The organism is Winogradskyella sp. SM1960, from assembly GCF_020179375.1.
GTDB classification, from domain to species: Bacteria; Bacteroidota; Bacteroidia; order Flavobacteriales; family Flavobacteriaceae; genus Winogradskyella; species Winogradskyella marina.
On record NZ_JAICBG010000001.1, the window covers coordinates 839,122 to 858,149 of the forward strand.

Annotated in this window: 17 protein-coding genes; 7 read left to right on the top strand and 10 right to left on the bottom strand. The window is 34.0% G+C overall.

Translation table 11 applies throughout. From position 1 onward, the window contains the following. Window positions 1-19: 19 nt before the first annotated feature. From murD to mraZ, 7 genes are all read right to left on the bottom strand, one after another. Window positions 20-1,417 carry a UDP-N-acetylmuramoyl-L-alanine--D-glutamate ligase gene (gene murD / locus K1X16_RS03785; protein ID WP_225035086.1) on the bottom strand — a complete coding sequence of 466 codons (1,398 nt, stop codon included), beginning with the start codon at window positions 1,415-1,417 and terminating at the stop codon, window positions 20-22. A gap of 91 nt (window positions 1,418-1,508) precedes the next feature. Then, complete coding sequence (gene mraY, locus K1X16_RS03790) at window positions 1,509-2,750, bottom strand: phospho-N-acetylmuramoyl-pentapeptide-transferase (protein WP_195869822.1); 1,242 nt, start codon at window positions 2,748-2,750, stop codon at window positions 1,509-1,511. A gap of 81 nt (window positions 2,751-2,831) precedes the next feature. After that, a complete protein-coding gene (locus K1X16_RS03795; RefSeq protein ID WP_225035087.1) occupies window positions 2,832-4,295 on the bottom strand; it encodes a UDP-N-acetylmuramoyl-L-alanyl-D-glutamate--2,6-diaminopimelate ligase in 1,464 nt (487 codons plus the stop codon). Continuing rightward, window positions 4,292-6,250, bottom strand: a complete 1,959-nt coding sequence (locus K1X16_RS03800) for a penicillin-binding protein (RefSeq protein ID WP_225035415.1) — start codon at window positions 6,248-6,250, stop codon at window positions 4,292-4,294. The genes K1X16_RS03795 and K1X16_RS03800 overlap by 4 nt, the downstream gene beginning before the upstream one ends. Before the next feature lie 57 nt (window positions 6,251-6,307). After that, on the bottom strand, window positions 6,308-6,634 hold the full coding sequence (locus K1X16_RS03805) for an FtsL-like putative cell division protein (RefSeq protein ID WP_195869824.1): 327 nt from the start codon (window positions 6,632-6,634) through the stop codon (window positions 6,308-6,310). Next, window positions 6,631-7,527 carry a 16S rRNA (cytosine(1402)-N(4))-methyltransferase RsmH gene (gene rsmH / locus K1X16_RS03810; RefSeq protein ID WP_225035088.1) on the bottom strand — a complete coding sequence of 299 codons (897 nt, stop codon included), beginning with the start codon at window positions 7,525-7,527 and terminating at the stop codon, window positions 6,631-6,633. Before rsmH ends, K1X16_RS03805 begins: the two co-directional genes overlap by 4 nt. Continuing rightward, window positions 7,514-7,984 carry a division/cell wall cluster transcriptional repressor MraZ gene (gene mraZ, locus K1X16_RS03815; protein WP_195869826.1) on the bottom strand — a complete coding sequence of 157 codons (471 nt, stop codon included), beginning with the start codon at window positions 7,982-7,984 and terminating at the stop codon, window positions 7,514-7,516. The genes rsmH and mraZ overlap by 14 nt, the downstream gene beginning before the upstream one ends. Before the next feature lie 285 nt (window positions 7,985-8,269). Between mraZ and K1X16_RS03820 the strand changes: the two genes are divergently transcribed. After that, on the top strand, window positions 8,270-9,034 hold the full coding sequence (locus tag K1X16_RS03820; RefSeq protein ID WP_225035089.1) for an alpha/beta fold hydrolase: 765 nt from the start codon (window positions 8,270-8,272) through the stop codon (window positions 9,032-9,034). 94 nt (window positions 9,035-9,128) lie between these two features. Next, window positions 9,129-9,743: a ribosome biogenesis GTP-binding protein YihA/YsxC gene (gene yihA, locus K1X16_RS03825; protein WP_225035090.1), complete on the top strand. Its 615-nt coding sequence runs from the start codon at window positions 9,129-9,131 to the stop codon at window positions 9,741-9,743. Here yihA and K1X16_RS03830 read toward each other — a convergent pair. Continuing rightward, window positions 9,740-10,834 (bottom strand): ABC transporter permease, encoded by a 1,095-nt coding sequence (locus K1X16_RS03830; protein WP_225035091.1) that lies wholly within the window; start codon window positions 10,832-10,834, stop codon window positions 9,740-9,742. The genes yihA and K1X16_RS03830 overlap by 4 nt on opposite strands. A 137-nt stretch (window positions 10,835-10,971) precedes the next feature. Beyond that, on the bottom strand, window positions 10,972-13,107 hold the full coding sequence (locus tag K1X16_RS03835; RefSeq protein WP_225035092.1) for a carboxy terminal-processing peptidase: 2,136 nt from the start codon (window positions 13,105-13,107) through the stop codon (window positions 10,972-10,974). Window positions 13,108-13,363: 256 nt separating this feature from the next. On the opposite strand from K1X16_RS03835, the gene surE reads away from it, so the two are divergent. The 5 genes from surE (at window position 13,364) to K1X16_RS03860 (ending at window position 18,332) form a co-directional block, all read left to right on the top strand. Beyond that, a complete protein-coding gene (surE, locus tag K1X16_RS03840; RefSeq protein WP_225035093.1) occupies window positions 13,364-14,137 on the top strand; it encodes a 5'/3'-nucleotidase SurE in 774 nt (257 codons plus the stop codon). Between the two features lie 28 nt (window positions 14,138-14,165). Then, window positions 14,166-14,450 (top strand): hypothetical protein, encoded by a 285-nt coding sequence (locus K1X16_RS03845; protein WP_195869832.1) that lies wholly within the window; start codon window positions 14,166-14,168, stop codon window positions 14,448-14,450. 45 nt (window positions 14,451-14,495) lie between these two features. Further along, the gene (gene lpxB, locus K1X16_RS03850; protein WP_225035094.1) at window positions 14,496-15,608 is read left to right on the top strand and encodes a lipid-A-disaccharide synthase; all 1,113 of its coding nucleotides are present in this window, start codon (window positions 14,496-14,498) and stop codon (window positions 15,606-15,608) included. A 150-nt stretch (window positions 15,609-15,758) separates the two neighbouring features. After that, a complete protein-coding gene (locus tag K1X16_RS03855; protein WP_225035095.1) occupies window positions 15,759-16,268 on the top strand; it encodes a C40 family peptidase in 510 nt (169 codons plus the stop codon). Between the two features lie 33 nt (window positions 16,269-16,301). Further along, window positions 16,302-18,332, top strand: a complete 2,031-nt coding sequence (locus K1X16_RS03860) for a ComEC/Rec2 family competence protein (protein ID WP_225035096.1) — start codon at window positions 16,302-16,304, stop codon at window positions 18,330-18,332. A 75-nt stretch (window positions 18,333-18,407) separates the two neighbouring features. Here the strand turns inward: K1X16_RS03860 and K1X16_RS03865 are convergent, their stop codons facing one another. After that, complete coding sequence (locus tag K1X16_RS03865; protein ID WP_195869837.1) at window positions 18,408-18,956, bottom strand: thioredoxin family protein; 549 nt, start codon at window positions 18,954-18,956, stop codon at window positions 18,408-18,410. Between the last annotated feature and the right edge of the window lie 72 nt (window positions 18,957-19,028).

Here is a 19,028-nt window from a genome sequence, read left to right on the forward strand (position 1 = left end):
TATAATTTATGACACTGTTTTATAAATTTCTCACAGCATTTTTAAACTGTCGTCCTCTGTCTTCGTAACTCTCAAATAAATCGAAACTTGCACAAGCAGGTGACAACAATACATTATCGCCAGCTTCTGCTAACCTGTAAGCAATCTTTACAGCTTCGCTCATATATTGCGTCTCAACGACTACATCTACCATGTTACCAAAAGACTCCATAAGCTTCGCATTGTCTACACCTAAACAGATAATTGCTTTGACTTTTTCGTTTACAAACGGAAATAATTCTCGATACTCATTACCTTTATCAACACCTCCAACAATCCATACTGTAGGCGCATCCATACTTTCTAAAGCAAAATACGTTGCATTAACATTGGTTGCTTTTGAATCATTGATATAGCGTACTTTATTGATTTTTAACACGTGCTCTAAGCGATGCTCCACACCTTGAAAGTTCTCTAAACTTTCGCGAATGGTTTGCTTTCTAATTTTTAATAAATGCGCAACAGTAGAAGCTGCCATTGCGTTTTTCACGTTGTGTTTTCCTTCTAATGCTAAGTTATTTGTTGGCATAATGATTTTATTATTATCTATTGTTATTATTATCTTATCGTTGTCTAAATATGCGCCTTGTTCAACAACTTTCGTTAATGAAAAAGGCAATTTTTTGGATTGAATTTTATGTGATTTCATATAATCTAAGATGACCTCATCATCGCCATCATATATAAAATAATCGTCTTCTGTTTGATTCTCTATTACTCTAAATTTTGAAGCGATATAATTTTCAAACTTATAATCGTAGCGATCTAAATGGTCTGGTGACAAATTAGTTAACACAGCAATTTTTGGTTTAAAATCTATAATATCATCTAACTGAAAACTGCTAACCTCCAGCACATAATTATCATGATCTTTATCTAAAATTTGTTTCGCGAAACTATCACCTATATTTCCTGCTAAACCAACATTTATTTCTTGTTTTAAGAGATGGTGTGTTAGTGTTGCTGTTGTCGTTTTACCGTTACTACCAGTTATAGCCACCAAAGTTGCATCTGTAAATTTTGATGCAAACTCAATTTCAGACACCACTGTTATTTTAGCTTCACGAATTTGTTTCACCAAAGCCACCTTATCTGGAATACCTGGACTTTTCATGATGATGTCTGCATTTAGAATTTTTGATTCTGTGTGCTGCTCATCTTCAAATTCAATCTCATTATTTAAAAGAACGTCTTTATATTTTTCTTTAACTTTTCCTTTATCAGATACAAAAACCTTGTATCCTTTTGCTTTTCCGAGCAATGCTGTTCCTACTCCACTTTCACCACCTCCAAGAATTACTAACCGAAGCTGACCCCTAATTCCTTCCCCAAAAGAAAAGGACTTCTCACTTTGCTGGTTATTAATTGCTTCGTTCATTATTTTCTTTATGTCATTCCTGCAAAAGCAGGAACCTACTTATATTCTACTTTTATTGTGGATCCCTGCTTTTGCAGGAATAACAAATCGTTTATCTAATTTTAAGAGTTACAATAGTTATAATGGCAAGCAGGATTCCAACAATCCAAAAACGCGTTACAATCTTACTTTCGTGATAACCTGATTTTTGATAGTGATGGTGTAATGGAGACATTTTGAAAATGCGTCGTCCTTCACCAAACTTTTTTCTAGTGTATTTGAAATAGCTAACCTGCAAAACAACCGATAAGTTTTCTGCTAAGAAAATTCCACATAGTATTGGAATTAACCATTCTTTCCTAACAGCAATCGCAATAACAGCTATAATACCTCCAATGGTTAAACTTCCTGTATCTCCCATAAAAACTTGAGCTGGATACGTATTATACCACAAGAAACCAACTAATGCCCCTACAAATGCAGCGATGTAAATTGTTATTTCTTCTGCTCTTGGGATATACATAATATCTAAGTATCCTGAAAAAACGATGTTACTAGAAACCCATGCAAAAATCCCAAGTGTTAATACAATTATAGCAGAAGTTCCTGCTGCGAGACCATCTATTCCATCTGTGAGATTTGCACCATTAGACACTGCTGTAATTATGAAAATGCTAACTAGAATAAAAACGATCCACGCATACTTTTCTAGTTCAGGACTTATCCAAGTAATTAAATCTGAATAATTAAACTCATTGTCTTTTGCGAAAGGAATGGTGGTCTTTGTTGATTTTGTTTCTTCTTTAAATAGTTTTGTAGCTTGTACATCTGGATTTGATGTACGTAATTCATTCTGTTGTGCAATTGGTAATTTTTCTTTAATGGTTACATCTTGATGAAAAAATAGAGTTGCACCAACTATAATTCCTAAACCAACTTGACCAAGCACTTTAAACTTTCCTTTTAAACCTTCTTTATCATTTTTGAACTTCTTTATATAATCATCAATAAACCCAATGGTTCCCATCCAAAGTGTGGTTACGATTAGAAGAATTATATAAATGTTTTCAAGTTTTGCTAATAACAGTACTGGAATAAGTGTGGCTAAAATAATAATGATTCCACCCATGGTTGGCGTTCCAGCTTTTTCAACCTGACCTTCTAATCCCAAATCACGAATGGTTTCTCCCACTTGCTGTTTTTGTAAAAATCGGATGATCCGCTTACCAAAAATCGTAGAAATTAACAATGACAATATAATTGCCACAGCCGCTCTAAAGGTTATAAACCCAAAAAGTGAAGCTCCAGGTAATTGGAACTGTTGTTCTAGATATTCGAATAAGTAATACAGCATCGTATTTTGTTAATTATTTATTTTCTTTTTTACTTCGTTCTTCCAAACACCTACAAGGTTTTAGAAACCTTGCAGGAGTATTTATTTCTGTAATTGTTCTAAATAGTTTTTAACGATTTTATAATCATCAAAATCAGACCGTTCTCCTTTTATCTCTTGATACGTCTCATGGCCTTTTCCTGCAATTAAAATAATATCGTTTGGTCCTGCCATCTGACAAGCTGTTTTAATCGCTTGCTTTCTATCTGTAATGGACAAGGTTTTTTTGAAATCCTGAGGCTCAACACCTTTTTCCATGTCTTCAATTATGGTTTCAGGGACTTCATGTCTTGGGTTATCGCTAGTTAAAATCACTTTAGTACTTAAGGTTGAAGCGATATGCGCCATTTTTGGCCGTTTCGTTTTATCTCTATTACCACCACATCCAACGACTGTAATCAGTTCTTCATTTTTAGTTCTGATATCATTAATGGTTTGTAAAACATTTTTCAACGCATCTGGTGTGTGTGCATAATCTACAATGGCAGTAATTTTTTCTTCTGAAATAAAATACTGAAAGCGTCCAGCTACATTTTCAAGCTCACTTATTAAGCGTAATATTTCAACTTTATCTAAACCTAATAATTCAGCTGTTCCGTAAATAGCAAGAATATTGTAAGCATTAAAACTTCCTATTAATCGCGTCCACAGCTCACTGTCATTCAACTTTAATAGTAATCCACTAAATTCATTCTCTAAAATTTTCGCTCTGTAATCGGCATAATTTTTTAAAGCGTATGTATATTTTTTGGCTGATGTATTTTGAAACATCACCAAACCATTTTTATCATCTATATTGGTTAAGGCAAAAGCATCATTTGGTAATTGATCAAAAAACCGCTTCTTAACATCTCTATATTCTGCAAAGGTGTCGTGATAATCTAAATGATCATGCGATAAGTTGGTATATATACCACCTTCAAACTTTAAGCCTTCTGTTCTACTTTGATGAATACCATGCGAACTCACTTCCATGAAGCAAAACTCTACACCCTTATCATTCATTAACTGCAAATACCTATTAATTGTTAAGGAATCTGGCGTGGTATGCGTTGCCTTATACGTTGTATTATCTACCATAACCTTTACAGTAGACAACAAACCAACTTTATAGCCTGCCTTTTTAAACAACTGATACAACAAACTTGAAACTGTTGTTTTTCCATTAGTCCCAGTAACACCAACAAGTTTTAAATTCTCTGAAGGATGACCATAGAAATTGGCTGCCATATAAGCCATAGCCTGATTAGAATTAACAACTTCTATATAAGTAATTCCATCTTCTAATGTCTCGGGAAGCTGCTCACAAACTATCGCTGTAGCACCATCTTTGATTGCTTTTTCAATATAAAGATGACCATTAGTAACTGTTCCAGAAATTGCCACAAAAACATCATTGGTTTCAATTTGACGTGAATCGAATTCAATTTTACCCACTGTAATATTGGTACTACCAACAACAGCATTAATTGTAACCTTATATAATATGTCTTTTAATACCATCATGATGCTTCTAAAACAACGGTTTGATTGGTTTGTAATTTCTGATGTCTTTCAACGGACTGCTTTTTTATAATACCATTCCCATTCAACTTCACTCGTACATCTACTTGCAAATTTTCTAACAATGCAATAGCATCCATTGCTGGCATTCCTATTACACTTGGCATTAATTCTCTATATTTTCGAGCGTTTTCATAATAGCTCTCAAAATCTTCCTCAACCACCTTGTGTTCAAAGTTTAAGGTTTCAACCTCATCTATAATAGGCGTATCCGTATAGATCTTTTGAGCAACTCTTTTAAAAACTGGACCAGCAACATCAGACCCATAAATACCTACTTTTGTACTCGGTTTATGAATAACTACAATGCATGAATATTTTGGGTTATCTGCCGGAAAATAACCAGCAAATGATGAAATATATTTACGGTCTTTATTCCACTCTTCGGTATTTGCATAATCCGTTCTGGCTGTACCTGTTTTACCTGCCATAGAAAATGTTTCAGAATACATTCGTCTACCTGTGCCACGAATCACAACATTCTTTAATATGTCTTGCATTTCATTCAATGTCTTATTAGAGCATATTTTTTCTACAAGCACTTCTTTTTTAAACACTTCAATGTTTTTATCAAACGACTTTACCGATTTTAAAAAACGAGGCTTAATCAATTCACCATCATTTGCAATAGCATTATAAAACGCTAATATTTGAAGCGGAGTCATTTCTAAGTTATAGCCATAAGCCATAGATGGCAAAGCATTTCTACTCCAGTTAGCAGCTCCAGGCTTTGGAATATCTGGCTCACCTTCTCCAATAATAGCAACACCTAAAGTTTTATCTAACCTCCACGATCTTAATCTATTCAAAAACTTTTCTGGTTCTTGTGAATAATGCTCGTCAATAATAGTTGCCAAACCAATATTAGAAGACACTTCTAAAGCTCTTGCAGCAGAAATCTCACCATAACCAGGACCAGAATCCGTAATCACACGACCATAAAGTGATTTTCTTCCTTTCTTAGTATCTACAACGGTTGATGTATCTATAACCTTATCTTCTAAAGCCGCCATCAAAGCCATAACTTTAAATGTAGAACCAGGCTCATGACTTTCGCCAACCGCATAATTTAGACGTTCGTAATAGTTTCCATTTTTGTTTCGCCCTAGATTAGAAATCGCTTTAATTTCACCAGTTTTCACATCCATAACCACAACACAACCATGATCTGCTTCGTAGATCTCTAACTGTCTTAATAGTGAGTGATGTGCAATATCTTGAATGTTTACATCAATAGTGGTATACACATCATATCCATCTTGCGGTTCTATTTGGTCAAAATCTGCAATAGGTTTCCATTGTCCATTACCAATTTTTTGTTTTAAACGTTTACCGTTTTTGCCCTGTAAATATTTAACACCAAAAGCACCATCTATACCTGGCCTTGTAAAGTTCCCATCTTCATCTTGACGCTCATACCCTATGGTTCGTTCTGCAATTCCACCCATTGGATGTTCACGCCTAGTGGTTTGCTCAACAATTAAACCTCCTTTAATCGCGCCGAGATTTAACAATGGGAAATTGCGCATTCTGATATAATCGGAATAACTAATATTTCGCGCTAATAGGAAATATCTGTTTTTGTTTTTTCGGGCTTTGCGAATTATATTTCTGTAGTACGACTTAGGTTTCCCTTTATAAACGTGAAGTGAATCTGCTAAGGCTCCGATATATTTTTCAAAAGTGGCGTCTTTTGCCTGGATGGCATCAATTCTAATATCATATTTAGGAACAGAAGTTGCTAGCAAACTTCCATCTGCAGAATACACATTACCACGATTTGCAGGTATAGGAAAATCCCTAGTTGTAGTTTTTTCCGCAAGCGCTCTATATTTATCACCATGCACAAACTGAATACTCACCAACTTGAACACCACAGCCAAAGCGAATACAAACATGCAGCCTGCTACGAAGTACAATCTGTGTAATATGTTTTTTTCTGTTATTGCCAAAGCTTAGTCTTGTTGCTGTTGTGATTTAACTATTATTTTTGTTGGTGGGTTTAAGGAAATCCCAATTCCTTTTTTTTTCATTTCAGCTTCTACAAAAGATTCCTTTTTAAGCTGCATTAGCTTTCCTCTTTTATCTACAAATGCCGAACGCAATTCTTTTACTTCATTTGTTAGTTTTGCGATTTCATAAACTTTCTGATCAGCACTATGCGAACTCGCAATCATTATGATTGCTAGAAATGAAATAAAAATGATGATACGCCAATTTTTAAACGAATCATCACTGATTAGAAACTTACCTCTTAATATGCTGTATATGTTTTTTTTCATATTTTTTCGGCAATCCTCAGTTTCGCACTTCTAGCTCTATTGTTTTGTTTTATTTCTTCCTTTGTTGGAACTATCAATTTCCCAACCTTTTTTAATGGCACTTCAAAATTGCCAAACACATCGCGTTCTGGCTCACCTTCAAACAAGCCATTTCTTATAAAGCGTTTCACCAACCTATCTTCTAAAGAATGGTATGAGATAAAACTCAAGCGACCTTTCTTTTTTAAAACCTCTGGTGTTTGAAGCAATAATTCTTTTAGCACTTCAATTTCTTGATTCACTTCAATACGAATAGCTTGATAGATTTGCGCCAAAACTTTATTTTCCTTTTGATGATTTAAAAACTGTTTTAAAACCGCTTTTAACTGTTCGCTTGTTTGTATTTCTTCATCCTTACGCGCCCCAACAATTACTCTTGCCATTGCAGGCGCTTGTCTTAATTCACCATATTGAAACAGAACAGCTCTTAATTGCTCTTCGTCATAATTATTAATAACTTCAAATGCCGACAGCTTACTATCTTGATTCATTCGCATATCCAAGTCAGCTTCAAAGCGTGTAGAAAAACCACGTTCTGCGACATCAAATTGATGCGATGACACTCCGAAGTCAGCCAACACTCCATCAACCTCTTTAGCTCCATAAAACCTTAAAAAACGTTTTATAAATCTGAAATTCTCATTGATTAACACAAATCGATCATCATCAATTGTATTTACCAACGCATCTTTATCTTGATCAAAAGCGAATAATTTTCCGTTTGGACCTAAGCGCGATAAGATTTCACGACTATGACCTCCACCTCCAAAAGTGACATCGACGTATACACCGTCTGGCTTAATTGCCAAACCATCGACGGTTTCTTTTAGTAAAACTGCATTATGATAATCCATTGTCTTCATCGTCTTGCCCCATGACTTCTTCGGCCAAATCTGCAAAATCTGAAGCCGCATCATCAATAGCTTGTTCGTATTTATCTTTATCCCAGATTTCAAGAATATTAACAGCAGAAGCCAACACGACTTCTTTTGTAATACCTGAAAAACTGATTAAATTTTTCGGAATTAATAAGCGACCAGTACTATCTACTTCAACAATTTTAACACCAGCCGTAAATCGTCTTATAAAATCATTATTCTTTTTCTTAAAACGATTGAGCTTATTTATTTTCTCCATCATTTTGTTCCATTCAGACATAGGATACAACTCCAAACACGGCTGAAACACAGCGCGCTTTAACACAAAACCATCTTGCAAAGCCGCTGACAACTGTTTTTTTAGGACAGCAGGTATCATTAACCTCCCTTTGGCATCAGCTTTACATTCGTATGTTCCTATAAATGAATTCAATCCGTTTTTCTTTCTATTCTAACGATTAAGAATCAAAGATATTGAAAATTTAACCACTTTTTACCACATTTTACCACATTTGTTGATAAGTTTTGGTTTAAAACCACTTCAACTTATATTAACACCAATGAATTCAACTTTTCAGCAACTATTTTTAAGTGGGAATTATTAACAACCTCTAACGTCATATTCTTCCGATAAAAAATTTCGATATTTTTTCCATATTATTTATATTCTAAAGGATTTGGTTATATTTGTTTTTAACACATAAGCACGAACTTGCAAATGGCACACCTTTTAAAGAAAGAAAAGGATTTTAGATATATTGAAGTAGGCGAAGGCACACCAATTATTGTGTTGCATGGCTTAATGGGTGGACTCAGTAACTTTGACGGAGTCACTAAACATTTTAGTTCTATAGGTTACAAGGTTATTATACCTGAACTCCCTATTTACACTATGTCTCTAATAAAAACCAATGTTAAAAACTTTGCTAATTACCTAAAGGATTTTATCGAATTTAAAGGTTTAGACGATGTTATTTTATTAGGTAACTCTTTAGGTGGACACATAGGTTTATACCATACAAAATTATATCCTGAAAAAATAAAAGCGCTTATAATCACAGGAAGCTCTGGACTTTACGAAAGCGCCATGGGAGGTGGTTACACCAAACGAAGCGATTACGAAGTAATGAAAAAGAAAGCACAAGAGGTGTTTTACGATCCTGCTGTAGCAACCAAAGACATCGTGGACGAAGTCTATGAAACGGTTAATGACCGCAATAAGCTTATAAAAACCTTGGCCATAGCAAAAAGTGCCATTAGACATAATATGGCAAAGGATTTACCAAATATGAATACACCTATCTGTATTATTTGGGGAAAGAATGACACTGTAACTCCACCTGAAGTTGCTGAAGAGTTTCATGAGTTATTACCAGATTCTGAGTTGTATTGGATTGATAAATGCGGCCATGCGGCCATGATGGAACACCCTGAAGAATTTAATGACATATTGAGTGCTTGGTTGAAAAAAAGAGGATTCTAAATAGCTTAAACTCACACAAAGCCTCTTAATTGTAAAGAATAAATTACCTTAAAGTTTAATTAAAATAAGATTCCCATTGTCATGGGAACTAAAGATGAAAATAAAATCAGCTGAATTTGTAGTTAGTAATTCTGAAGTGGCAAAATGCCCCAAAGATAATTTACCCGAATATGCTTTTATTGGACGAAGTAACGTGGGCAAATCATCTTTAATTAACATGCTAACGGATCGCAAAAGCCTAGCAAAAACGTCTGGTCGACCAGGAAAAACACAGTTAATCAATCACTTTTTGATTAATAAAAATTGGTATTTAGTAGATTTACCAGGTTATGGTTATGCGCGTGTTTCAAAATCATCTAAGAAGAAGTTTCAGAAATTTATTACCAATTATTTTGAACAACGACAACAATTACTTTCTGCATTTGTCCTTGTTGATATTAGACATAAACCTCAACCGATCGATTTAGAATTTATGCAGTACTTGGGTGAAAGCGGCATTCCTTTTGGAATCATCTTCACCAAAGCCGATAAACTAAAGCCAAAAGCCATTGAAAAACACGTCGAAGCGTATTGCGAAGTACTACTGAAAACTTGGGAAGAATTACCACCTTATTTTGTAACGTCTTCTTCAAAAAGCATTGGACAAGACGAAGTTTTAGGGTTTATTGGCGCTACAAATGAAGAGATTGAAGAATTAAAATCTAATTAAGTCTTCACATCCAAAGCATCTCGTAAAGCATTACCAACTAACATAAACGCCATTACCAAAAGCATAATACAGAGTCCTGGTATTAAGGCTAAATACGGTTTCCCTAAAATAATATAATTGTAATGATCCTTTATCATCGCTCCCCAACTTGCCATTGGTGGTTGCGCTCCAATACCTAAGAAACTTAAACCGCTTTCTATTAAAATAGCTGCTGCAAAATTAGCTGCAGAAATGACGATCAATGGCCCAAAAATATTGGGCAATATGTGTTTTGTGATAATTCTATAATCATTATACCCTAAAGCTCTTGCCGCTGTAACATATTGCATTTCCTTAGCACTAATTATTTGCCCTCTCACCACTCTTGCCACTTCCACCCACATCGTTAAACCCACAGCAATAAAAACTTGCCAAAAGCCTTTTCCTAAGGCCAGTGTAATAGCAATAACTAATAACAACGTAGGAATGGACCACGTGATATTTATGATCCACATAATAAAGGCATCTATTTTACCACCATAATAGCCTGCTAAACTTCCCATTAATAGTCCAACGATTAAGGAAATAAAAACAGCAACAAAACCAATGAAGAATGAAATCCGTGAACCAATTAGAATACGGCTTAAATAATCGCGTCCGTATTTATCAGTACCAAAAACAAATCCTCTGTTTTCTATATAAGATTCATAATTTGAATTTGGAAATCGTGACACAGCGATTTGCTTTTCCTGACCTTGCAAACCATCTGAAGCGTATTCTATATAATGTAAAACATCATTTTTCACCTCATAAGACTGAATTGGGATTTCGGTATCTGTATCATTTTTTCCAAAAAATAATTTTGAAAAAAAGTTTTGTTCAGATTCAATACCTGATGGAATGGTTAGCATTTGCACTTCAAAACCGGGTGATTTTGAATGAATAGACAAATGCATTTGATTCGCATTTTTTGAAGCGTCTGGCGCAAACACATAAGCAAAGACAGAAATTAACCCAATACACGTAATGATAGCCAAACTAAAAACGCCCCAAAAGTTTTTTTTAAACTTTTGAAGCGCTAAGCTTGTTAATGAATTATTTTCGTTAGACATATTGAGCTTTAGAATTGTACCATTGTTAAATGTTTAAGTAAGTGAAACACCCCTAAAGTCTCCTCAAGAGGACAATCCATATAATTAAAACATTTAGGACAGAAACAAAGGTATTGAACCATTAAAGATTTAGTCGCTTAATTCTTCACAGATTCTGCAACTTTATTTTTTATAGCATACGTCATTTTTAAATCGTGAAGTACATTAATAGCTTCCTCAACATACACATCTTTAGCTAAAGCTTCATGCCAGCGATTACGCTTTTCTAACAATACAGAATCCTTATCCATTAGTTTAACTTCATAAGGCAACGATGTAAAAGTTAAGTCTGTTTGGTATTCGGATAGCTTAGCAAAACGTTTTGCTTCTTCTTCGTTAATATCCATTTCCTTTTTGTACGTCTCATAGTTTAAAGAATACGACTCACGATCTCTAATTTTCTTTACCCATTGTGCATTTGCATCAATAAGTTTCAACTGTTCATTAGCTGCCATTCTGGCTTTACTCTTACTAATTGTAGTATCGTAATCGAAATAATTACCCCAAACTTCATAATCAGCAGCATCAATTTTATCCCAAGCTAAAGGGTTATCTTGATTTTTTTCTCCTATATCAATATAACTGTAACGGTCTGGGACAATTACATCACTCTTTACACCTTCTAATTGTGTTGACCCTCCATTAATTCTATAAAACTTTTGAGTGGTAAACTTTAAGGCTCCCATATCTCCCTTAGTGTTATTCTTAACCATTCGATTGAGATCCATAACCGTTTGTACAGTTCCTTTACCGTAGGTTTGCTTACTACCAATGACGATACCTCGCTTATAATCTTGCATCGCAGCCGCTAAAATCTCAGATGCAGAAGCAGACAATTCATTTACTAATATCACTAATGGCCCATCCCAAACAATAGACTTATCTTTATCCGCAAGTACCTCTTTTGCAGAACCTGTTGTTTTTACTTGCACAATTGGCCCTTCTTCTATAAACAAGCCTGCTATATCTACAACGGTTTGTAACGAACCTCCACCATTATTTCTTAGGTCCATAACCAAGCCTTCAACACCTTCTTCTTTTAACCTTAAAATTTCTTTTTTAATATCTGAAGCCGCATTTCGTTCGTTATAATCTTCAAAACTGATATAGAACTTAGGTAAATTAATGACACCAAAGGTCTTTCCTTCTTTTTCTACTATCGAAGATTTTGCATAGGTTTCTTCTAATTCAACCACATCTCTTGTTATAGAAATGTCTTGAATAGTTCCATCTACTTTTTTCAAGGTTAATGTAACAACTGTTCCTTTTGGGCCTTTTATATATTTAATTGCGTCAGCTAAGCGCATACCAACCACATTGATTGACTCGTTTTCATCTTCTTGTTTTACTTTAAGAATTTGATCGCCAACTTCTAATTCGTTTCCTCTCCATGCTGGTCCACCACTAATAACTTCGTCAACCAGAATACCATCTACTTTCTTTTGTAAACGAGCACCTATTCCTTCAAACTTTCCAGAAATATCTCTATCAAAACGCTCCTTATCTTCCGGTGCAAAATAAAATGTATGCGGATCAAAGCCTTCTACAATTGCATTGATATAAACAGAAAACCAATCGTTACGTGTTCTGTCTTCAATATAATCGTACAATACATCGATTGATTCTTTTGTTGCTAATCGTGCTTCAGCTTCAATTTCCTTCAATGACTTCTTCTCATTAGTCTCTGATGTTTCTGAATCTGCTTCTTGCTGTGAAATTATTTCATCATAATTAGCAATGGTTGAAAATTTAAGTTGTTGTCTCCAACGCTCTTTCAGTTCACGCTTATTTGTCGCGTAAGTTAAGTCCTCATAATCTGCAACATAGTCTTCATCTTTAGAAAAATCGAATGGTTTTTCTAAAATTTCAGTATAGATTGTTTTTGCTTCTGCAATACGTTGTAATAGGCGTTTATGTGTAAGGTTGAAAAATGACACATCATACGCCTTAATTTGATCATCTATTTTATCTTGATAAGCTTTAAATTCTTTGATATCTGATGCGTAAAAAAATCGCTTAAATTGATCGACGTTATTCAAATAATCTTCAAATACTTCAAATGAAAAATCATCATTAATGTCCTTTGGCTCAAAATGACCTTGATCTAAAAGATACGTAATAAGCTGCATCAGTAATTTATCCTTATCTGGATCTTCAAATTTCTTACTTGTAAAACTGCATGAGGCGAATGCTATCAATAAAGCGAGTAGCAAAAATTTATATTTCCCTTTCATAATTCTTTTTTATTGTATTAATTCGGTAAAAACAACTTAAACAATCATCAAAACTCTTCAATTGAAGCTGATACTTTGTTTTAGTCCATTAATTCCTTAAATGATTATAATTAAGTAGGTTCTCAATTTTTCACTAAAATAGTAGAAAAAACCGTGCCATAAAAAATAGATAGCCTATTTTTTTGTTAAAGCTAAGATTACTCATAAATCGCTACCTTTTTTAGTATTTTTACAACTCATTAAACTTTTGTACGAAATGTCAGCACGCCCTTTAATTTTAGTTACCAATGATGATGGCATCACTGCTCCAGGATTAAGAACTTTAATTTCTGTAATGAACGACATTGGAGATGTTGTGGTGGTTGCACCAGACAGTCCTCAAAGCGCAATGGGACATGCTATTACCATCAATTCTACATTACATATGGAAAAAGTAACTATAGATGGTAAGCAACCTGAATATAGTTGTTCTGGCACTCCTGCAGATTGTGTAAAACTCGCTGTTAATGAAATTTTAGGTAGACGACCAGACATTTGTGTTTCGGGAATAAACCACGGATCTAATTCATCAATAAACGTTATTTATTCGGGTACAATGAGCGCGGCTTTAGAAGCTGGTATTGAGAGTATTCCTGCCATTGGGTTTTCGTTATTAGATTACAACTGGAATGCAAATTTTGAACATTGTAAATCTTTTGTAGAAACCATTACAAGACGAGTTTTAGAACATGGATTACCAGACGGTGTTGTTCTAAATGTAAATATACCAAACCTTGAAAAAAAAGCTATAAAAGGCATTAAGGTTTGCCGACAAGCGCGTGCCAATTGGAAAGAAGAGTTTGACAAACGCACCAACCCAATGGGTCGTGAATATTACTGGCTCAGTGGTAAATTTGTAAATATGGACAATGGGCAAGATACCGACGAATGGGCTTTAGAACATGGTTATGTCTCTGTTGTACCTGTTCATTTTGATTTAACCGCACATCACACGATTCAAAACTTAAACACCTGGAAATTAAACAACTAAACACTACAGCGTTTAGACCAAATAGCATATGAAAAAAGAGATTTTAATAGGATTTGCAGTTGGCGTTATCGCTACAATTTTTGGATTTATTTTTGCTATTCAGATTTTTGGACACTCTGATGATTGGGGAACTGTAATTGAACAAGCCATTACCGAAGGGTTTTTCACAAAACTAATGAGTATTGGTGCCCTACTCAACTTAGGAGCATTTTTCATTTTCTTGAAGAAGAATAAAGACCACAGAGCAAAAGGAGTTTTAATTTCTACAGTGGTAATACTAATTATAACAATGGTTATTAAATTTTTTAACTGATTATTTAAATTGTTCCTTTGACGTATAAAAAGCAATAAAACACACATGAAATACTATATCATTGCTGGTGAAGCTTCAGGCGATTTGCATGGTTCTAACCTCATGAAGGCGTTGTTTAAACAAGACGAGGAAGCCGACATAAGATTTTGGGGAGGCGACCTTATGCAGCGTGTTGGTGGCGAATTAGTAATGCATTATAAGGACCGTCAATTTATGGGTTTTGCTGAAGTTATACTTAACCTCAGAAAAGTTTTAGGTCAAATAAAGTTCTGTAAATCTGATATCGAAAAATTTCAACCAGATGTAATAATTTTTATTGATAATTCTGGTTTCAACTTAAGAATTGCCAAATGGGCAAAAGCACTCAATTATAAAACCCATTATTATATTTCACCTCAAGTTTGGGCATCTAGAGCAAGCAGAGTTGAAAAAATAAAACAAGATGTTGATGCTATGTACTGCATCCTTCCATTTGAAAAAGCATTTTATAAAAAATATGACTACGATGTTAATTTTGTTGGTCATCCACTGATTGATGCTATTGCAAACAGACCACAAGTTAATGACCAAGTTTTTAGAGAAGAACACAAGCTTAGCGACCAACCTATCATCGCTTTATTGCCTGGAAGCAGAAAGCAAGAAATCACAAAAATGCTTGGCGTAATGCTCAGTTTAGTTGATGATTTTAAGGACTATCAGTTTGTTATTGCTGGAGCACCAAGTCAGGATTTTGACTTTTACAAAAGTTTTATAAAGAAGAAAAACATTAAATTTATATCTAATAAAACGTATGATTTACTGAGTATTTCAACGGCTGCATTAGTGACTTCTGGTACTGCCACGTTAGAAACAGCTTTGTTTAAAGTCCCACAAGTGGTTTGCTATAAAGCCAATGCCATTTCTTATCAGATAGCTAAACGAATTATTACTTTAAAATATATTTCGTTAGTGAATTTAATTATGGATCGTGAAGTGGTTACGGAACTCATCCAAGGCGATCTAAACAAAAAGCGACTTAAAAAAGAATTAACAGCCATTTTAGACACCAAAAAACGAGAAGAACTCTTTTTGGAATATTATGAACTAGAGAAGAAATTAGGAGGTCGTGGAGCTAGTGAAAAAACCGCAAATTTAATTTATAACGCGATTAAAAATTAATAAGTTTATTTAGAGGAATGCCCTCAATATAAAAATACTCTACTTCAGAATAAAATGTTATAATTTTCATGATTCTATAAATTTATAAAAATTCATCATCTTTTTTTATTAATTTCGACTTCAAAGTAACTACTCCTACTAAACACTTAAATGAAACGTTTACTTCCATTCTTATTTTTGACCTTATTTATAGTGAGCTGTAAATCTAAAAAAACAGCTTCTAGTAAAAATAGACAGACACATGCTGTAAAAGTAAATACGACTGCCAAACCTACGGCTGAAGCAGAATCCATTGTAAAATATGCAAAAACTTTTAGTGGCACACGTTACAAATATGGAGGTACCACTAAAAAAGGCATGGATTGTTCTGGCCTGATACATACGAGTTATAAAAAATATGATGTCAATTTACCTAGAACTACATCTACACTTAAAAGTACAGGTGATTGGATAGACTTAAAAGAAGTTAACGTTGGTGATTTGGTGTTTTTTGCAACTAAAAAGAACAGCCGAAACGTGAACCATGTTGGTATTGTAACCAGTGTGCGACCAGGCAATGTTGAGTTTCTCCATGCCTCTAGTAGTAGAGGTGTTATGATTTCTTCCTTGGCTGAAAAGTATTGGTATTTCTCTTTTGTGCAAGCAAGACGCGTCTTGTAATTTACATTTTCTTTATCTTAGTAACTCACAATCATGAAGTTACTAAATTTCACCATAATAAAACTAACCATTTGTTTGGTTCTTGGCATTCTTTTGGCGCATTACCTAAAGCTAGATTTTCATGTCGTTTTATGCGTAACTATTGCTCTGGTATTTGCTCTAGGAGTGTATTGGTTAATTTTAAGATCAAAAATTAATCGTGCACCCTATTTTGGCATTTTAGCTTGCTGCTGTATGATAGGTGTTGGTATGACGTCTTACAATATACAAGACGAAAAACTGCGACCTCACCATTATACACATCTCAATGCTAGCGAAAATTATAATTCCATCGTTTTTCAAATTGAAGAACGACTAAAACCAGACGCTTATAATGACAAATATATAGTTGCTATTACATCCTTTAACGATAAGGAAGCGATAGGTCGTTTATTGATTAATATTAAACGTGATAGTATTTCGAAGCCTATATATGTAGATGATATATTCTTTACGTCATCTGAATTAAAAGTGATTCAAAAACCACTAAATCCGCATCAGTTTGATTATGGTAAGTATCTAGAAATGCAACAGGTATATCATCAACTTTACCTCAATTCCACAAACATATTACTACTTTCAGATTCAAAAAGAACCATTTACGGTTATGCTGATGCTTTAAGAACTAAAATTAACTTAAAACTTGTAGAAGCTGGTTTTACAGGCGATGCACTAAGTATAATGAATGCGCTTTTATTGGGCCAACGACAAACCATTGATAAAACCGTATATGATAATTATGTCAACTCTGGAACCATTCATATTTTGGCGGTTTCAGGCCTTCATGTTGGTATTATTTTAATAATTCTAAATGTCATTTTTAAACCATTACTCCGTCTTAAATATGGTCATTTTATTAGACCAATCATTTTAGTCGCCTTATTATGGAGTTTTGCTGTTATAGCCGGATTACGTCCTTCTGTAACACGAGCCGTAACCATGTTTAGTGTTATTAGTATCGCAATGCATCTTAAACGAAGAACTAACATTTATAATACCTTAATTATTTCTGCATTCCTTATTTTGCTATTTAAACCTGCGTTTTTATTTGCTGTCGGATTTCAAATGAGTTATTTGGCCGTATTAGGTATTGTTAGTATTCAACCTATTTTTTATAAACTTTGGAAACCCAAATATTGGATTATAGATAAACCTTGGCAAATCTTCACTGTGACTTTAGCAGCGCAAATTGGAGTTGTTCCCATTAGCCTATTTTATTTTCATCAATTTCCAGGATTGTTTTTTATTTCTAACCTTGTTGTCATTCCGTTTTTAGGACTCATACTAGGTTTGGGCATACTGGTTATTGTTTTGGCTTTACTAAATGTAATACCAAATTTCCTAGTTATAACTTATAGTTTTATCATTGATTGCTTAAATGGATTTATAGCTTGGGGGGCGCAATTTGAAAACTTTCTGTTCAGAGATATTCCTTTTACGATACTTCAGGTTGTGACTACTTATGCAATTATAATGGCTTTAATACAAGCTTATAAATTCCGAAACTTTAAATGGATTGCGATTAGTTTAATCGCGATTATTGGACTTCAAGGAGTTTACTTTTACAACAAACATCAGACTCAAAATGACGCATTTATAATTTTTAATAAGAGTCGTTATTCTATCATTGGTAAAAAGCAAAATGAAAAATTAATGCTCTATCACAACTACGATTTTGAAAAACTAAAATCAGATTATACCATTACGAATTACAAGGTTGGTGAAGCAATAGACACGATCACTTTAGATAGTTTACAATCGGTTTACGTGTTTAAGAATAAGGTTATTTTAGAAATTGATAGTTTAGCCGTTTACAAGGAAGTTACGTTTCGGCCGCATTATATTTTATTACGAAACTCACCAAGATTGAATCTCAATCGCGTTATAGACAGTTTAAAACCTGAACTTATTATTGCTGATGCAAGTAATTATAAATCGTACTTAAAACGCTGGAAGGAAACTTGTGAGCATAAAAAAACCCCTTTCCATCAAACTAATGAAAAGGGAGCTTTTATTATTAAATAATATAGTTGAAGACATAAATCGGTTTCAACTTTAGTTTATCCTGAGCGTAGTCTAAGGGCTCAACCCAACATCAACTTATTCTTTAAACGTAGGTTTAAATGATTTGTAGTATTCATTGAACTGCTTTTGGGAGGTCATTTCTTTATACTTATCACTTTGAAAAATCTTTAAATACAGTTCTAACTGCTGTGGTTTTAAATACCCTTGCACTGGAGAAATCACACCACCTTCTTCATCAAAAAATACCATTGTTGGATAAGCCCTAACTTGTAAGTATCTCGAAAATTCATGTGCGCTATTTCGTCTGTTAGCTTTTGTTGCGTCGTAATTTGGATTCTTAAATGTATTGTCTTTGTATGTGACCTCTTCATTCCCTTCGGCATTAAACTTTACAGCATAATAATGTTCATTGACAAAAGCTGCAACATCTGCATTACCAAACGTATTTTTATCTAACATTTTACAAGGCCCACACCAATTGGTATACACATCCATAAAAATCTTTTTAGGTTCTTTTTTCTGAAGCTCCAATGCTTCGTCCATAGTGACCCAGTTAATCTCTTGTGCGATTCCCACTATTGAAAAAGCAAAAACAGCAATTAATCCTAAAGTTATTTTTTTCATCATATTCGATTTGTAGCAAATAATGCTCCGAACTTACAAAAAATGCTCCTAAACAGGAGCATTTTAGATATA

Excerpts from the sequence above, each read along its gene's own strand:
- mraY (WP_195869822.1), bottom strand. The coding sequence starts at position 2,750 with ATGCTGTATTACTTATTCGAATATCTAGAACAACAGTTCCAATTACCT.
- yihA (WP_225035090.1), top strand. The coding sequence starts at position 9,129 with ATGAAAATAAAATCAGCTGAATTTGTAGTTAGTAATTCTGAAGTGGCA.
- K1X16_RS03835 (WP_225035092.1), bottom strand. The coding sequence starts at position 13,107 with ATGAAAGGGAAATATAAATTTTTGCTACTCGCTTTATTGATAGCATTC.
- surE (WP_225035093.1), top strand. The coding sequence starts at position 13,364 with ATGTCAGCACGCCCTTTAATTTTAGTTACCAATGATGATGGCATCACT.
- K1X16_RS03855 (WP_225035095.1), top strand. The coding sequence starts at position 15,759 with ATGAAACGTTTACTTCCATTCTTATTTTTGACCTTATTTATAGTGAGC.
- K1X16_RS03865 (WP_195869837.1), bottom strand. The coding sequence starts at position 18,956 with ATGAAAAAAATAACTTTAGGATTAATTGCTGTTTTTGCTTTTTCAATA.
- K1X16_RS03795 (WP_225035087.1), bottom strand. The coding sequence starts at position 4,295 with ATGATGGTATTAAAAGACATATTATATAAGGTTACAATTAATGCTGTT.
- K1X16_RS03845 (WP_195869832.1), top strand. The coding sequence starts at position 14,166 with ATGAAAAAAGAGATTTTAATAGGATTTGCAGTTGGCGTTATCGCTACA.
- K1X16_RS03805 (WP_195869824.1), bottom strand. The coding sequence starts at position 6,634 with ATGAAAAAAAACATATACAGCATATTAAGAGGTAAGTTTCTAATCAGT.
- K1X16_RS03820 (WP_225035089.1), top strand. The coding sequence starts at position 8,270 with ATGGCACACCTTTTAAAGAAAGAAAAGGATTTTAGATATATTGAAGTA.
- murD (WP_225035086.1), bottom strand. The coding sequence starts at position 1,417 with ATGAACGAAGCAATTAATAACCAGCAAAGTGAGAAGTCCTTTTCTTTT.
- K1X16_RS03830 (WP_225035091.1), bottom strand. The coding sequence starts at position 10,834 with ATGTCTAACGAAAATAATTCATTAACAAGCTTAGCGCTTCAAAAGTTT.
- K1X16_RS03860 (WP_225035096.1), top strand. The coding sequence starts at position 16,302 with ATGAAGTTACTAAATTTCACCATAATAAAACTAACCATTTGTTTGGTT.
- K1X16_RS03800 (WP_225035415.1), bottom strand. The coding sequence starts at position 6,250 with ATGTTTGTATTCGCTTTGGCTGTGGTGTTCAAGTTGGTGAGTATTCAG.
- lpxB (WP_225035094.1), top strand. The coding sequence starts at position 14,496 with ATGAAATACTATATCATTGCTGGTGAAGCTTCAGGCGATTTGCATGGT.
- rsmH (WP_225035088.1), bottom strand. The coding sequence starts at position 7,527 with ATGGATTATCATAATGCAGTTTTACTAAAAGAAACCGTCGATGGTTTG.